The sequence below is a fragment of the Nocardia jiangxiensis NBRC 101359 genome, from assembly GCF_000308615.1.
Lineage (GTDB): Bacteria > Actinomycetota > Actinomycetes > Mycobacteriales > Mycobacteriaceae > Nocardia > Nocardia jiangxiensis.
On sequence record NZ_BAGB01000026.1, the window covers coordinates 59,300 to 75,303 of the forward strand.

Consider the following 16,004-nt stretch of genomic DNA (forward strand, 5'->3'; position numbering starts at 1 on the left):
TTCGGCTACCAGATCTGCACCACGGCCAGTTCCGGTCCCGGCTCCACAACCAGCGCGACGCGGCCGCCGGGCCTGCCCGCGGCCTCGGTGACGATGCTGGGCAGATCGGCCCGGACGTGATCGCCGCTCCTGGGCAGTTGTGAACCGCGGCCGATGCCGACGGCGATGGCGTCGGGCGGCAGGGCCTGATCGATCAGCGCGGGGATCGGACCGTTGGCGAACGTCTGCGTCTCGCCGTGGTTCAGCTCCACCCCGACTCCGCCGGTCCGCGGCACGGTGAACGGGACGACCGCCGCGGCCGATCCGGCGCCGACGCATCCGGCGGCGATACCCGCCGCGGTGGCCACGGTGGCCATGACAACAGTCCGAGCACGCATGAGAATCCTCTTTCGTGAGTGATCGGCGGTCCGATCACGGCGCGAGCGAATTTCCGGAGCAGGAACAAGCAGATCTGCACTGTTCGACCCAAGTAGGCCGGATCGCGGGCCGGGCGGCAACTCGAGCGGTGCGCGTCACAGCCCGGGTGCGTGGATACCTGAGGTGCGCCTGAGTGGCAATCCTGCACGAACACAAAGGATTCGGTGCCGAACCTGAGAATTCGATATGGAAATGGGAATACGGCGCGAATCGGCGGTAACCTGAGTCTGTGGGCGGGGTTTTCGGTGTCCCTCATCCGCCGAAACCCCCGCCCTCTCGGGTATCCATACCCCCGTTCGGCACGCGGGCGTGATCGCTGCGGAGCTGCCTGCGAGCCGATGCGGTACTACTCTGCCGGGGCCGTCGTCCGGGCCTGGACCCAACTCCTTAGAATCACACGGTGACCAGCACAGCCCCTGAGAACTCACGAAATCGTGCCGATGCCCTCCCCAAGAGCTGGAATCCCGGCGATGTGGAGTCGGACCTGTACGAGGGCTGGGTAGCCGCTGGTTACTTCGCCGCCGACGCGAAGAGTCCGAAGGCGCCCTACTCGATCGTGCTGCCGCCGCCCAACGTCACCGGCAATCTGCACATGGGCCACGCCTTCGACCACACCATCATGGATCTGCTCACCCGCCGCAAGCGCATGCAGGGCTACGAGGTGCTGTGGCTGCCGGGTATGGACCACGCCGGCATCGCCACCCAGTCCGTGGTGGAGAAGCAGCTCTCGCGGGACGGCAAGACCAAGGAGGACTTCGGCCGCGAACTGTTCGTCGACAAGGTCTGGGATTGGAAGCGCGAGTCCGGCGGTGCGATCCAGGGCCAGATGCGCCGCCTAGGCGTCGGCGTGGACTGGGCGCGGGACCGCTTCACCATGGACGAGGGCCTGTCCCGCGCGGTGCAGACCATCTTCAAGCGCCTGTTCGATGCGGGCCTGATCTACCGCGCCGAGCGCCTGGTGAACTGGTCGCCCGTCCTGGAGACCGCGATCTCGGATGTCGAGGTCAAATACGAGGACGTCGAGGGTGAGCTGGTCTCCCTGCGTTACGGCTCACTGAATGACGACGAGCCGCACATCATCGTGGCGACCACCCGGGTGGAGACCATGCTCGGCGACACCGCCGTCGCGGTGCATCCCGAGGACGCGCGGTACGCGAGCCTGATCGGCACGACGATCTACCACCCGATCACCGGACGGCAGATCCCGGTCGTCGCCGACGACTACGTCGACCCCGAATTCGGTTCCGGCGCAGTGAAGATCACCCCGGCACACGATCCGAACGACTTCGAGCTCGGCATGCGGCACAACCTGCCGATGCCGACCATCATGGACAAGACCGGCAAGATCGCCGATACCGGAACCGAATTCGACGGTATGGACCGGTTCGAGGCGCGGGTGAAGATCCGCGAGCGGCTGTCCGAAGAGGGCCGCATCGTCGCGGAGAAGCGGCCGTACGTGCACAGCGTCGGGCATTCCGAACGCTCCGGCGAGCCCATCGAACCCCGGCTGTCCATGCAGTGGTGGGTGAAGGTGGAATCCCTCGCCAAGGCCGCGGGCGACGCGGTTCGCAACGGGGACACCGTGATTCACCCCGCCAGCCAGGAACCGCGCTGGTTCGACTGGGTGGACGACATGCACGACTGGTGCATCTCGCGTCAGCTGTGGTGGGGGCACCGCATCCCGATCTGGTACGGCCCCGAGGGCGAGGTCGTCTGCGTCGGCCCGGACGAGCAGGCCCCGGAGGGCTACGTCCAGGATCCGGACGTGCTGGACACCTGGTTCTCCTCGGGTCTGTGGCCGTTCTCCACGATGGGCTGGCCCGATGCCACCCCGGAGCTCGAGAAGTTCTATCCGACAAGCGTTCTCGTCACCGGTTACGACATCCTGTTCTTCTGGGTGGCCCGGATGATGATGTTCGGCACGTTCGTCGCCGACGATCCGGTCATCACCGCCGGTAAACCGGCCGACTCGGTGCAGGTGCCGTTCCGGGACGTGTTCCTGCACGGCCTGATTCGGGACGAATTCGGCCGCAAGTACTCCAAGTCCAAGGGCATCGGCGTGGACCCGCTGGTGTGGATCGTCGAATACGGCGCGGACGCAACGCGTTTCACCCTCGCGCGTGGTGCGCAGCCGGGCAGTGACCTGTCCGTCGGCCCGCCGCACGTGACCGCCTCGCGCAGTTTCGTCACCAAGCTGTTCAACGCCACCAAGTTCGCGCTGATGAACGGTGCGGCCCCGGGCGAGATCACCGATCGCGCCGCCCTCACCGATGCCGACCGGTGGATCCTGGATCGACTGGAACAGGTTCGCGCGGAGGTGGATTCGGCGTTCGACCGATACGAGATCGGCAAGGCCTGCGAGGCGCTGTACCACTTCGCCTGGGACGAGCTGTGCGACTGGTATCTGGAACTGGCCAAGGTTCAGTTCGCCGAATCCGACGAGCGCGCCGCGAGCACCCGCACGGTGCTGGGCGCCGTGCTGGATTCGGTACTGCGCCTGCTGCATCCGGTCATCCCGTTCGTCACCGAATCGCTGTGGCAGGCGCTGACCGGTGGTGCGGAGGGTGCGTCCGTCGTGGTCGCGTCCTGGCCGCAGTCCTCGGGCGTCGCCGCCGATGAGGCGGCCGCGTCCCGGATCGCCGACGCGCAGCGCCTGATCACCGAGATCCGCCGTTTCCGCAGTGATCAGGGCCTGACCGACAAGCAGAAGGTGGCCGCCGCACTGATCGGCATCGAGGACGCCGAGCTGACCGGGCTGTCGGTCCAGATCGCGAATCTGGCCCGGCTCACCGAGCCCGGTGACGATTTCAGCGCGACCGCCTCGGTGCAGGTGCGGCTGTCCGGGGCGACGGTCACCGTCGAACTCGACACCTCCGGCACGGTTGATCTGGACGCCGAACGTCGTCGTCTGGAGAAGGATCTCGGTGCGGCGCAGAAGGATCTGACCAGCACCACGGCCAAACTCGGCAACGAGGCGTTCCTGGCCAAGGCCCCCGACGAGGTGGTCGCCAAGATCCGCACCCGCCGGGAGGTCGCCGAATCCGAGGTCGCCCGCATCGGCGCGCGGCTGGAGGAGATCGCACGTCTGGCGGCGACCAAGTGAACTCCGAGCCGGAATTCCAGCGGGGGTCGTCCGAGCGGCTGCACTCCGGGCCGTCCCCGGTGGATCTGGCGGAGATGGCGCTGGTCGAGGCCGAACTCGACAAGCGCTGGGGTGAGACCAAACTCGAACCGTCGCTGACCCGGATCGTCACGCTGCTCGATCTGCTCGGCTCCCCGCAGGGTGCGTACCCGGCCATCCAGGTGGCCGGGACGAACGGCAAGACCTCGGTCACCCGCATGATCGATGCGCTGCTGACCGCGCTGCACCGCCGCACCGGCCGGATCACCAGTCCGCACCTGCAACTGGCCACCGAGCGCATCGCCATCGACAACGAGCCGATCAGCCCGGCGAAATATGTCGAGATCTACCGGGAGATCCAGCCGTACATCGAGATGATCGATCAGCAGTCCGAGGCCGCGGGCGGGCCGAAGCTGAGCAAGTTCGAGGTGCTGGTGGCGATGTCCTATGCGGCGTTCGCCGAGGCGCCGATCGACGTCGCGGTGGTCGAGACCGGGATGGGCGGCACCTGGGACGCCACCAACGTGGTGGACGGCCAGGTCGCGGTGATCACGCCGATCGGCCTGGATCACATGGACTATCTGGGTCCGGATCTGACCTCGATCGCCGGGGAGAAGGCCGGAATCATCAAGAAGGCTCCCGAGGATCCGCTGGCCCCGCGCGACACCGTGGCCATCATCGCGGAACAGGATCCCGAGGCGATGGACGTGCTGCTGCGCCGCACGGTGCAGGCCGATGCCGCGGTCGCGCGCGAGGGTTCGGAATTCCGGCTGCTGTCCCGCCGGACCGCGGTCGGCGGGCAGGTGCTCGAGCTGCAGGGCCTGGGCGGGGTGTACGACGAGATCTTCCTGCCGCTGCACGGCGAGCATCAGGCGCACAATGCCGTGGTCGCGCTGGCCGCGGTGGAGGCGTTCTTCGGTGCGGGCGCGGATCGGCAGCTGGACATCGACGCCGTGCGCGCCGGATTCGCGAACGCGATCAGTCCGGGACGGATGGAGCGCATGCGCAACGCGCCCACGATCTTCCTGGACGCCGCGCACAACCCGCACGGCGCGCAGGCCCTCGCGGCGACCCTGACCGACGAGTTCGACTTCCGTAAACTGGTCGGTGTGGTCGCGGTGCTCGGCGACAAGGACGCCGCGGGAATTCTGTCCGTGCTCGAACCGGTGCTGGACGAGGTCGTGGTCACCACGAACGGTTCACCTCGCGCCCTGCCGGTCGACGATCTGGCCGATATCGCGGTGCAGCGGTTCGGGGACGAGCGGGTGGTCACCGCGGCGACGCTCGCCGATGCGGTGGAGACCGCCATCGCCATCGCGGAGGAGGCGGGCGAGTCCGGCGAGCCGGTCTCCGGTGCGGGGATCGTCATCACCGGATCGGTCGTCACCGCGGGGGCCGCGCGTTCGCTGTTCGGAAAGGATCCCGCATGAGTGAGAATCCGGTGCCGCCCCCGGCGACCGATCCGTGGAAGGGGTTCCGCGGTGTGATGGCCGGCGCGCTGGTCCTCGAGGCCATCACCGTACTGCTGGCGCTGCCGGTGGTCGCCTCGGTCGGCGGTGGGTTGAGCTGGTGGTCGATCACCTATCTGGTCGGCCTGGCCGTCCTGATGTTCCTCGGCGCCGGACTGCAGCGGCGTTCCTGGGCGATGCAGTTCAACATCGCGATGCAGGTGCTGCTCCTGCTCGGCACGTTCGTCCACCTGTCGATCGGCATCATCGGCGTGGTGTTCGTCGCGGTCTGGGCGTTCATCCTGGTCCTGCGCTCCGATGTCAAGAAGCGAATGGACCGCGGCCTGCTCCCCAGCCAGCGCACCTGACACCCCGTCGGAATCGCCCCGGCCAGCGCAAATACACCGGATACACATCGAAATACGCCCGCCGCCAACGCAACTCGCACGGCCAGTCTTTGCAGGCGCGTCGGTCGGCCGGCGAACGTGTCCGATCCGCAGCGCCGCTCGATCGGCCCGCCCGGACCACATCGAACAACGCATCGATCTAGATGCGCTCTCAGCGCAATCCGCACGGAGCGAGCCTTCGGGGCCGTGAACCCGCCGGAGCGGAGCGGAGGCCGAAAACAGAGCCCGCGAACCGCCGGAGCGGAGCGGAGGCGATAATGACACAGTGACTGAGCAGACGTTGATACTCATCAAGCCGGATGGCGTTGCCCGTGGCCTGGTCGGTGAGATCATCACCCGCATCGAGCGCAAGGGCCTGAAGATCGCCGCGCTGGAGTTCAAGCAGGTATCGCAGGAGCTTGCCGCGGCACACTACGCCGAGCATGCCGAGCGGCCGTTCTACGGTTCGCTGATCGAGTTCATCACCTCGGGTCCGGTCGTGGCCGCCGTCCTCGAGGGGCCGCGCGCCATCTCCGCATTCCGGCAGATCGCCGGTGGCACCGATCCGGTCGAGAAGGCCGTGCCCGGCAGCATCCGCGGCGACTACGCCCTCGAGACCCAGTACAACCTCGTCCACGGTTCGGATGCGCCCGAGTCGGCCAAGCGTGAGATCGCGCTCTGGTTCCCGGAGTTCGCCCAGTAGTCGCCGGATTTTTCCGCTGGATCGGGTCGAGTCCCGGTCTGCCCCGAGTTCCGAATCCACTTCGTTTCCCGCACGAACCCCGTACGAGGAGCGGCGTTGCCGCCTCGGTGGGTTCCCGTGCGCCCAGGGCCGGGGCCGATACGGTGTGGGTCCGTGCCCGGAGGGCGGCGCTCCCGGGGGTCGTGAACACGCCGGAGCGAAGCACAGGCAATTGGACACGGAAGCCATTTCATCTGGAGCGTGTGGGATACTGGCAGTGGAAGTGCTCGAGATCGGCCGACGAGGCCGGTGCGGGTGCGACCGAATGGCACCGCGGCTCGACGCCGATCATCGCTGCCCCGGACGGTTACCAAGACTCGGCTGTCCGGCCGCACGCTGGATGAGCGCTCGGACTCGGTGTTGGAGCCAACAGCCAGGCGCCGCGTGACCGGTTACCCGAACGACGACCGACAAGGTGACAACGGGTCACGCGGGGCGGAGACCACTTGGCCTTGCGTCCACGGGGCGTGAGGCGAACGGACAGCGCCCCCGCGTTGGCCGCGTCACTCTCGGTCGAGTGGGACGCGCCCGGGGGTCCGAGGAGATTTCGTGGCCGATCAAGAGCCGCAGGAAACGTCGCACGATACGAATGGACACGCGCCGCAGCAGGCGCCAGGGGTAGGGGAGGCGGCGCAGTTGCCGGAACGTATCCGGGTACACGCGCTGGCGAAGCTGCTGGGAACCACCAGCAAACGCATTCTGGCCCATCTGACCGAGTTGGGGGCCGAGGCCCGCAGCGCGCAGTCGAGCCTGGATCGCACGGTCGCCGAGTCGGTGCGTGAAGCCTTCGTCCCCGCCGAGCAGGCGCCGGAGCAAACCCCCGCGCCTGCCGAACCACAAGCACAACAGGCTTCCGAGCCACAGCAGGAAGCCGCGCCCGCGCCGGTGGCGACCGTCACTCCGGACGTCCCGGGTGCCGAACCGGCGGCCGTCGAGCCGGTGGCAGCGGCCACCGCTGTGACGAATGTCGCGGAGACGGCGCCGGGTGGATCCGAGCAGTCGGTGAATGCGCCCGAGCCGGCGACAGGCACCTCCGAGACGGCGACACCTACGCCCGAGGCAGTAGCGAGTGCGCCCGCCTCGACGACCGAGAACACCGCCGCCGAGGTGACCACCTCGCAGGCGGCATCCGTCGCCCAGACGCCACAGCCCGAACCCGCTGCCCCGGCCGCGCCGCCGCAGCGGCAATCGCTGTTCACCAGCCCCTTCCAGGCGCACCAGCCGCAGACCCCGGAATCGGTGGCCTTCGAGCCGCCCGCGATGGTCGCCGCACCGCTGTTCCTGCCGCCCGATGCGGCGGCTGCGGAGGAGGCCCGGCGGCAGCGTCGCGCCGCTCGTCAGGCCAAGGCCGCCGAGGAGCAGGCCGCGGCCGAGGAGGCTGCCGCCCAGCAGGAGGCGGCCCGGACCGAATCCGCCACCGACCGCACGACCGCCGAGGACACCGGCACCACCGAAACCACCGAGCCCGAGACCGAGACCGAGTCGGGCGACTGGGAGGACGACCAGTCCCGGGAGGACTCCGAGGACGGCGGCCGTTCGCGGCGTCGGCGTCGGGGTCGTCGCGGCCGTGGCCGGGGCCGCGGCGAGCAGTCCGCGGACAACGATGCCGACGAGTCGGAGGATTCCGAGGAGAACGAGGATTCCACCGAGGAGTCCGGTAACGCCGAATCCGAGTCCGCCGAGAGCGGCGCCGAGGACGGCGATGCGGTGCCCGAGGGTTCGACCCGCCGTCGCCGTCGCCGTCGTCGCCGCAAGGCCGGTGAGGATGCCGACAACGAGGTGTCGGAGGACGATCCGCCGAACACCGTCGTGCACGAGCGCGAACCGCGCAACAAGCGCCGGGTCGCCGCCGCGTCCGTGGACGAGGTGCAGGGCATCAGCGGTTCGACGCGGCTCGAGGCCAAGCGTCAGCGTCGTCGGGACGGTCGTGAGGCCGGACGTCGCCGTCCGCCGATCCTGACCGAATCGGAGTTCCTGGCCCGCCGCGAGTCGGTGGACCGGGTGATGGTGGTGCGCGAGAAGGCTTTCGTCGACCACCCGAACGCGGTCACCCAGGTCGCGGTGCTCGAGGACAACATCCTGGTCGAGCACTTCGTGACCAGCACGGGGTCGGCGTCCATGGTCGGCAACGTGTATCTGGGCAAGGTGCAGAACGTGCTGCCCAGTATGGAAGCGGCGTTCGTCGACATCGGCCGAGGCCGCAACGGTGTGCTCTACGCCGGTGAGGTGAACTGGGAGGCCGCCGGGCTCGGCGGTAAGGAGCGCAAGATCGAACAGGCGCTCAAACCCGGCGACACCGTGCTGGTGCAGGTCAGCAAGGATCCGGTCGGCCACAAGGGTGCTCGACTGACCACGCAGATCAGCCTGGCCGGACGTTTCCTGGTGTACGTGCCGGGCGGGACGTCGACCGGGATCAGCCGCAAACTGCCCGATACCGAGCGCAAGCGCCTGAAGGAGATCCTGCGCGATATCGTCCCGCAGGACGCCGGTGTGATCATCCGGACCGCGTCCGAGGGCGTGGCCGAGGCCGAACTGGCTCGCGACGTCGAGCGGCTGCAGGCGACCTGGAAGACCATCGAGGAGCAGTCCAAGGGCGGTTCGGGTGCGCCCAAGACGCTGTACGAGGAGCCGGACCTGCTGGTCAAGGTCATCCGTGACCTGTTCAACGAGGACTTCTCCAAACTCGTCATCGAGGGCGAGCGCTCCTGGAAGACCGTCGAGAACTACATCCGCACCGTCGCACCGGATCTGCTGGCGCGGGTGGAGCGCTACGACAACGACAACGTCGACGTGTTCGGCAGCTTCCGCATCGATGAGCAGCTGTCCAAGGCCCTGGATCGCAAGGTGTGGCTGCCCTCGGGCGGCACCCTGGTCATCGACCGCACCGAGGCGATGACCGTCATCGACGTCAACACCGGCAAGTTCACCGGCGCGGGCGGCAGCAACCTCGAGGAGACGGTCACCCGCAACAACCTCGAGGCGGCCGAGGAGATCGTGCGGCAGATGCGCCTGCGGGACATCGGCGGCATGATCGTCGTCGACTTCATCGACATGGTGCTCGAATCCAACCGTGACCTGGTGCTGCGTCGGCTGACCGAGGCGCTGGGCCGCGACCGGACCCGCCACCAGGTGTCCGAGGTGACCTCGCTGGGCCTGGTCCAGATGACCCGCAAGAAGCTGGGCACCGGTTTGGTCGAGGCGTTCTCCACCACCTGCGAGCACTGCCATGGCCGCGGCATCGTCGTGCACGACTATCCGGTCGACTCCGCACCCGCGGAGGAGGGCGTCGGTCGTCGCGAGGGCCGTCGTCGTCGCAAGGACAAGGACAAGTCCGGTACGCCCGCGCCCGCCGCGGCTGCGGCCCCCGTCGACGCGCATGCCGAGGAGGATGCCGCCGCCAAGCGCGCGCATCCGGTGGCGCTGGCGATGGCCGCGCACCACGGCGAGGATGGCGAGGCGCGGGTGGACGTGGCGACGGTGGATTCGTCCGCCGAGCCGGAGAAGGCCGCGGTCGCGTCGGAGGAGACCACCGAGCGGCCGTCGCGTCGACGCCGTTCGCGGTCCGGTCGTGAGGCTGCGCGGGAGCGGGCGAGCGAGTCGGCGCATGCCGAGGAGTCGGGTCGTCCGGACGAGTCGGCGCAGGCCGAGTCCGCTGCGGCGGTCGAGCCGGAGGCCGTCGGATCGGACGAGGATCGGGTGGCTGTGGCTGCTTCGGTTCAGACCGATGCGACGGCGGCCGACACCGAGCCCGAGGCCGTGTCGGCAGGCGCGAATTCCGCCGAGGACGCGAGCCGGTCGGCGCGGACCTCCGAATCCGCTGTGGCCACAGCGGCCGCCGAGGAGGCCGCAGACCGCGGCGACGTCGCCGCCGAGGCGGCAGCCGACAGCTCTCCGTCGGATTCCGCCCGCAAGGGGCGTCGCCGGGTGGCTCGCTCCTCGGCCGCGCTCAGCACCGACAGCGCTGCGGCGGTATTCGTACTGTCCAGCTCCGAGCAGTCGGACGGTCCGGCGACCTCGGTGACGGATTTCACGCCGGTCGTGGTGCCGCGCAGCCGTCCCCGCCGACGCAGCTCCGGACGCGCCGCGGGAGCCCCGGAACAGGGCGACTGAGCCGAGGTGACAGGCTGAGCGGTCGGTCACAGGCAAGCTGATCGGGGACGCGGGGTCCGGGCGCACGAACGCCCGGACCCCGCGTCCTGCCTTGTCCGAGTGGACGACCGACGTAGCCCTGGTTTGGTTGCTGGGGTGCGCGTCCTGTAGCCTTGGTCAGTCGCTGCTCGGCGTCAGCACTGCCTTGTGCGCTGGCCCGTGGCCCGGTTCCGACGAGAGCCACAGGCGCTGAGGCGGCGGTGAATACCAGACCAGTCGTGCGGCGGTTTTCCGGCATCAGCCGGACAAGCAGCCGTGTGAGCAGAGTGCCGAGCACTAGTAGAGAAGAGGGCAGCCGACCGATGGCAACGTACGCGATCGTCAAGACCGGCGGAAAGCAGTACAAGGTCGCGGTCGGTGACCTGGTGAAGGTCGAGAAGATCGAGGGCGAGACGGGTAGCGCGGTGTCGCTTTCCCCGGTGCTCGTCGTCGATGGCGCTGAGCTGACCACCGATGCGGACAAGCTGGCCAAGGTCTCGGTTTCCGCCGAGATCGTCGACCAGACCAAGGGTCCGAAGATCCGCATCCACAAGTTCAAGAACAAGACCGGCTACCACAAGCGTCAGGGCCACCGTCAGAAGCTGACGGTCCTGAAGGTCACCGGCATCAAGTAAGCGGCCTGCGGGGACTCCACCCCGCACACGTCCGTCAGGATTCCCGGGACCAACCATCCCGGGCTACGAGGAGTAACCAGCAATGGCACATAAGAAGGGTGCGTCCAGCTCCCGTAACGGTCGTGATTCCAACGCCCAGCGGCTCGGCGTGAAGCGCTTCGGCGGCCAGGCCGTTCAGGCCGGTGAGATCCTGGTGCGTCAGCGCGGAACCCACTTCCACCCCGGCGTGAACGTCGGCCGTGGCGGCGACGACACGCTGTTCGCCCTCGCGGCGGGCGCGGTCGAGTTCGGCACCAAGCGTGGCCGCAAGACCGTGAACATCGTGGTTCCGGAGCCGGTGCAGGCCTGAGCCGCACCGGAGCCTTCCACACATTCTTCGAAGCGGGTCAGGGTGAGTAACCCTGGCCCGCTTCGTGCGTCCGGGACAGCCGCGCCGAACATCACGCCAGACCGCGGCTGAACCACACCTGACCGCAGTCACGATGGAGTTGCTGGTCACCGAACACCAACCTCAGCCACCCGGCTGACCCACCCGAAGAGCGCCGACAGCAACGGCGCGACCCCGATGGAGCCCAGCGACTCACGGTTTCGGCGCATCCGTTCCAGGCAACGCAACCGCAGGTCACCTGGCTCCGCCCACTTCGAATAGCGCCGGCTCCGAGGCCACGACCCAGATTGATTCCGGACTGACCGGAGCGGAGGAGCGAAGCGGGGAAGAACCGGCCTCTGGGAACCGCGGCCCCGCCGGAGCAAAGCGGAGGCCGAAGACACAGTAGGGAAGAATCACCTTCAGAGTGTCGCTACACGCTGGAGTACCAAGTTCCACCCGCCTCGAACAACGCCGACTCGAAAGGCCGCGGCCCGGGTCGATTCTGGACTGACCGGAGCGGAGGAGCGAAGCGGGGGAGCGGAGGGAGGGAAGAATCGGCCCTTGGCGGCCGCGGCCCCGCCGGAGCGAAGCGGAGGCCGAAGACACAGGAGGATGATCAACAGCATGTCGAAGTTCATCGACCGCGTCGTGCTGCATGTCCGCGCGGGTAAGGGCGGGCACGGGTGTGCTTCGGTGCACCGGGAGAAGTACAAGCCGCTGGGCGGCCCCGACGGTGGGAACGGGGGGCACGGCGGGAATGTGGTCCTCGAGGTCGACCCGAATGTGCACACCCTGCTGGACTTCCACTTCCATCCGCATGCCAAGGGCGGTAACGGCAAACCCGGCGAGGGTGGTAACCGTGACGGCAAACAGGGTGCGGATCTGCTGTTGCAGGTTCCTGACGGGACGGTGGTGATCGGTTCCGACGGTGAGGTGCTCGCCGACCTGGTCGGCGTCGGCACCACCTATGTCGCCGCCCGTGGTGGTCGCGGCGGACTCGGCAATGCGGCGCTGGCGTCCAAGGCGCGCAAGGCGCCCGGATTCGCGCTGCTGGGCGAGGACGGTGAGGAACGCGATGTCGTTCTGGAGCTGAAGTCGGTCGCCGATGTGGGCCTGGTCGGTTTCCCGTCGGCCGGTAAATCCTCGCTGGTCTCGGTGCTCTCGGCGGCGAAGCCGAAGGTGGCGGACTATCCGTTCACGACGCTGGTGCCCAATCTCGGCGTGGTGTCCAGTGGTGACACCACGTTCACCGTCGCCGATGTGCCCGGCCTGATTCCAGGGGCGAGCGAGGGGCGCGGCCTGGGTCTGGAATTCCTGCGCCATCTCGAACGCTGTGCGGTCCTGGCTCATGTGGTGGACTGTGCGACGCTCGAGCCCGGCCGCGATCCGGTGTCCGATGTGGACGCGCTGGAGGCGGAGTTGGCCGCCTACAAGCCCGCGTTGAAGGCCGATGCCGAACTCGGGGATCTGGCCGACCGCCCGCGCGTGGTGATCCTCAACAAGGCCGATATCCCCGACGCCGCCGAACTGGCCGAGATGGTGGGCGCCGAATTCTCCGAGCGCGGCTGGCCGGTCTACACGATCTCGACGGTGAGTCGGGAAGGGTTGCGGCCGTTGACTTTCGCGCTCGCGGAGATGGTGCTCGAGTATCGTGCGGCGCATCCGAAGGCGGCCCCGCCGCGGCAGGTGATTCGTCCGGTCGCCGCGGGAGAGAGCGGTTTCAGTGTCGAGCGCGATGGCGAAATCGAGGGTGGTTTCATCGTGCGCGGTGAACGTCCCGAGCGTTGGGTGCGTCAGACGCAGTTCGACAACGACGAGGCCGTCGGCTATCTGGCGGACCGGCTGGCTCGTCTCGGGGTCGAGGAGAAGCTCGAGAAGCTCGGCGCCGAGCCGGGTGCGCCTGTCACCATCGGCGATGTCACCTTCGAGTGGGAGCCGCAGGTTTCCGCGGGTGTGGACATGGTGATGACCGGTCGCGGCACCGATCCGCGCCTCGACCAGTCCGACCGCATCTCCGCGGCCGAGCGCAAGCACGCGTCCCGGGTCCGTCGTGGTCTGGTCTCCGAGGACGAGATCACCGAATGACCGCTGTCCGCCGAACCGCTTCCGCCACTCCGCTTTCCGTACGGAGTGGCGCGCGGTCGGTGGCCCGGCCGCCGCTGCTCACGCGGCGTGGTGTGCCGGGTGCGGTCGGTGTTCGGACACAGCAGTCCGAAAAATGTTGTGGTGTTGATCGGTTCAGGTGAGGTTTGATGAGTTCCGGTATGACGCAGGCGGATTCGGATCATGCACTGAGTGAGACGCGGCAGGTGATCGCGTCGGCGCGCAGTGTGGTGGTGAAGATCGGATCCTCGGCGCTGACCAGCCTCGAGGGCGGGCTCGACACCGGGCGGCTGGATCGGCTGGCCGATGCGGTGGAGGCCCGAATGCGTGCCGGATCCGACGTGGTCGTGGTGTCCTCGGGCGCCATCGGCGCGGGTATCGCGCCGCTCGGATTGACCTCGCGGCCGAAGGATCTCGCGACCAAACAGGCCGCGGCGAGCGTCGGTCAGCTGGCCTTGGCGCATGCCTGGGGCACCTCGTTCCAGCGTTACGGCCGCACGGTCGGGCAGGTGTTGCTGACCGCCGGTGATTTCTCGCGGCGCGAACACCATCGCAATGCACAGCGCACGCTGGACCGGCTGCGGTCGCTGCACGCGATCGCGGTGGTCAACGAGAACGACACCATCGCCACCGACGAGATCCGCTTCGGTGACAACGATCGACTGGCCGCCCTGGTCGCGCACCTGGTCGGCGCCGATGCGCTGGTGCTGCTCTCGGATGTGGACGGCCTCTACGACGGCGATCCGCGCAGGGGCGGTGCGACGTTCATCCCGGAGGTACGCAGCAGTGCCGATCTGGACGGCGTGATCGCCGGAAGTGGTGGTGCGCTGGGCACGGGCGGAATGGCCTCGAAACTGTCCGCGGCACGCCTGGCCGCCGACGCCGGGGTCCCGGTGCTGCTGGCCGCCGCCTCCGACGCCGCTGCCGCGCTGACCTCGGCCACGGTCGGCACCGCCTTCGCCGCCCGGCCGATTCGCCTGTCCGCCAGGAAGTTCTGGGTTCGGCACGCCGCGGACAGCCGCGGTTCGGTGCTGCTGGACGCCGGCGCCGTGCGCGCGGTCGCCAAGTGCCGCCGCTCTCTGCTGGCTGCGGGAATCACCGGCGTCCGCGGCCGCTTCTCCGGCGGCGACGTGATCGATCTCATCGCTCCGGACGGCGCCCTCGTCGCCCGCGGCGTCGTCGAATACGACAGCTCCGAACTGGAGACCATGGTCGGCCGCTCCACCAGCGAACTCCCGGATGGCATGCAACGCCCCGTCATCCACGCCGACGACCTGGTCAAGGTCTGACCCTCGTCAGTCGGCCCGGCGTCGGTCACGCGCTGTGGCCGATGCCGACCGGGCGATGAATTGTCCACCACGGCAAGTCTTTCCGTCTGTGTGGCGACTCGAAAGCTCGCAGAACGCGCGCTTTTTGTCGTAGCGCGGTTGCGGCATATTCGTGAGCTTGTGAGCCGCATGCGACGATTCGCCAGGCGAGATCGAGTTGATTCGACGCAGATGACCCGCGTCGGTGATCATCATCGCGGCTGGAACGTCCTGGCGCAGGATCCCGAAGCCTCGAGCTGAGGTAGCGGCAGACTGTTCGGCAACCCGCGGGTCGCTGGACTTCCCGGCTGCGGTCGGCGAATCCGTGGGGTCAGTGGTCCGGAGAGATGCCGGGTTGGTCCGGGGTGGTGGGGGTGGTGTTGTGCGGGATGGGGCCGGTGATGCCGGGTTGGCCGCCGGGGTCGCTGAGTCGCGGGTCTGCTGGGGGCGCAGGAGCGGGCGAAGCCGGGGGTGCCGGTGCTGGGGGTGCCGGTGCGGGTGAAGCTGGGGGTGCGGGAGCGGCTGAAGGGCTTGGTGATTGGGGCGCCGGGGTCGGAGCTGTCGAGGGGGGTTGGGTGGACTCGGGGGGAGTCGGCGAGGGCGTGGATTCGGTCGGCGGCGTGGGAGTTGCTGGGGGAGTGGGAGTTTGCGACGTTTCCGGTTGCTGTGGCGTCGCAGGGTGTTGCTGTTGGGGTGGGAGTGATTGTGGTGCAGTGTGATTCGTGCCGGAAGCATTCGGCGAGGTGTCTCCGGGCAGTGCGGGAGGATCGGGCAGTGCCGGAATTCCGGTTCCCGCACCCGAATACGCCGGTTTGTAGATCATGTTCATCGCCAGCACGGCCTCCTGACGCAGCGTCTCCTGCGCCAGCTGGGCATCGATGACGTGCGCAGCTTCGAGGGCGCGGGCGACCGCGCCGATCGGTCCGGATGCGCCGGGTGGGACGACGGCCAGTTTCACCGCCTCGGCCGCGGCGGCTACCGCACCCAATCGCGCGCCGACCTCGGCCATGACCTCGGCCAGATCGTCGAGCGATTCGGCGAAGCTGCGCGTGCTGGCATAGGCGGCGTCGGCCGCGGCGCCCTCCCAACCGGCCGAATTCATCACTCCGTCCGTCGTGGACCGGGTGATCGGCATCGCCGTTCCGATCGTGGCGGCGCCGTTCAGCCATACGAGTGACGCCCGCGCGATTTCCCCGGCATCGATCTGCTGGGTGCCCGCGTAGATCCGCTCGTGCGGTACGGACTCGAAATGTTCCATCGCGCTGATGTATTCGGGATCGGCGGGCCGCGGCTGCGGGCCGAACTGCGCGGAACCCAGGACGCGCTCACTCATGACACACCCCTGTC

The 16,004-nt window shown here is 68.4% G+C and carries 11 protein-coding genes; 9 read left to right on the forward strand and 2 right to left on the reverse strand.

The genetic code is table 11. The annotated features are described in order from the left end of the window. Positions 1-5 precede the first annotated feature (5 nt). Positions 6-377, reverse strand: coding sequence for a hypothetical protein (locus ON40_RS08285; protein WP_157186231.1), 372 nt, complete (start codon positions 375-377; stop codon positions 6-8). Between the two features lie 440 nt (positions 378-817). Here ON40_RS08285 and ON40_RS08290 point away from each other — a divergent pair, with 440 nt between their 5' ends. From ON40_RS08290 to proB, 9 genes are all read left to right on the forward strand, one after another. Further along, positions 818-3,520: a valine--tRNA ligase gene (locus tag ON40_RS08290; protein WP_040820283.1), complete on the forward strand. Its 2,703-nt coding sequence runs from the start codon at positions 818-820 to the stop codon at positions 3,518-3,520. A gap of 74 nt (positions 3,521-3,594) precedes the next feature. Then, a complete protein-coding gene (gene folC, locus ON40_RS08295; protein ID WP_051192842.1) occupies positions 3,595-4,968 on the forward strand; it encodes a bifunctional tetrahydrofolate synthase/dihydrofolate synthase in 1,374 nt (457 codons plus the stop codon). After that, a complete protein-coding gene (locus tag ON40_RS08300) occupies positions 4,965-5,354 on the forward strand; it encodes a DUF4233 domain-containing protein (RefSeq protein ID WP_040820286.1) in 390 nt (129 codons plus the stop codon). Before folC ends, ON40_RS08300 begins: the two co-directional genes overlap by 4 nt. 304 nt (positions 5,355-5,658) lie before the next feature. Continuing rightward, positions 5,659-6,075 (forward strand): nucleoside-diphosphate kinase, encoded by a 417-nt coding sequence (gene ndk / locus ON40_RS08305; RefSeq protein ID WP_040820287.1) that lies wholly within the window; start codon positions 5,659-5,661, stop codon positions 6,073-6,075. A 588-nt stretch (positions 6,076-6,663) separates the two neighbouring features. Next, a complete protein-coding gene (locus ON40_RS08310) occupies positions 6,664-10,224 on the forward strand; it encodes a translation initiation factor IF-2 N-terminal domain-containing protein (RefSeq protein ID WP_083895491.1) in 3,561 nt (1,186 codons plus the stop codon). Between the two features lie 341 nt (positions 10,225-10,565). Next, positions 10,566-10,877: a 50S ribosomal protein L21 gene (gene rplU / locus ON40_RS08315; RefSeq protein ID WP_040820290.1), complete on the forward strand. Its 312-nt coding sequence runs from the start codon at positions 10,566-10,568 to the stop codon at positions 10,875-10,877. A gap of 82 nt (positions 10,878-10,959) precedes the next feature. Continuing rightward, complete coding sequence (gene rpmA / locus ON40_RS08320) at positions 10,960-11,226, forward strand: 50S ribosomal protein L27 (protein ID WP_040820292.1); 267 nt, start codon at positions 10,960-10,962, stop codon at positions 11,224-11,226. Between the two features lie 645 nt (positions 11,227-11,871). Further along, a complete protein-coding gene (gene obgE, locus ON40_RS08325) occupies positions 11,872-13,332 on the forward strand; it encodes a GTPase ObgE (RefSeq protein ID WP_040820385.1) in 1,461 nt (486 codons plus the stop codon). A gap of 206 nt (positions 13,333-13,538) precedes the next feature. Continuing rightward, positions 13,539-14,639 (forward strand): glutamate 5-kinase, encoded by a 1,101-nt coding sequence (gene proB / locus ON40_RS08330; RefSeq protein ID WP_040820388.1) that lies wholly within the window; start codon positions 13,539-13,541, stop codon positions 14,637-14,639. A 349-nt stretch (positions 14,640-14,988) separates the two neighbouring features. On the opposite strand, the gene ON40_RS53150 is transcribed toward proB, so the two are convergent. Continuing rightward, positions 14,989-15,990, reverse strand: a complete 1,002-nt coding sequence (locus ON40_RS53150; RefSeq protein WP_051192834.1) for a hypothetical protein — start codon at positions 15,988-15,990, stop codon at positions 14,989-14,991. Positions 15,991-16,004: the final 14 nt, after the last annotated feature.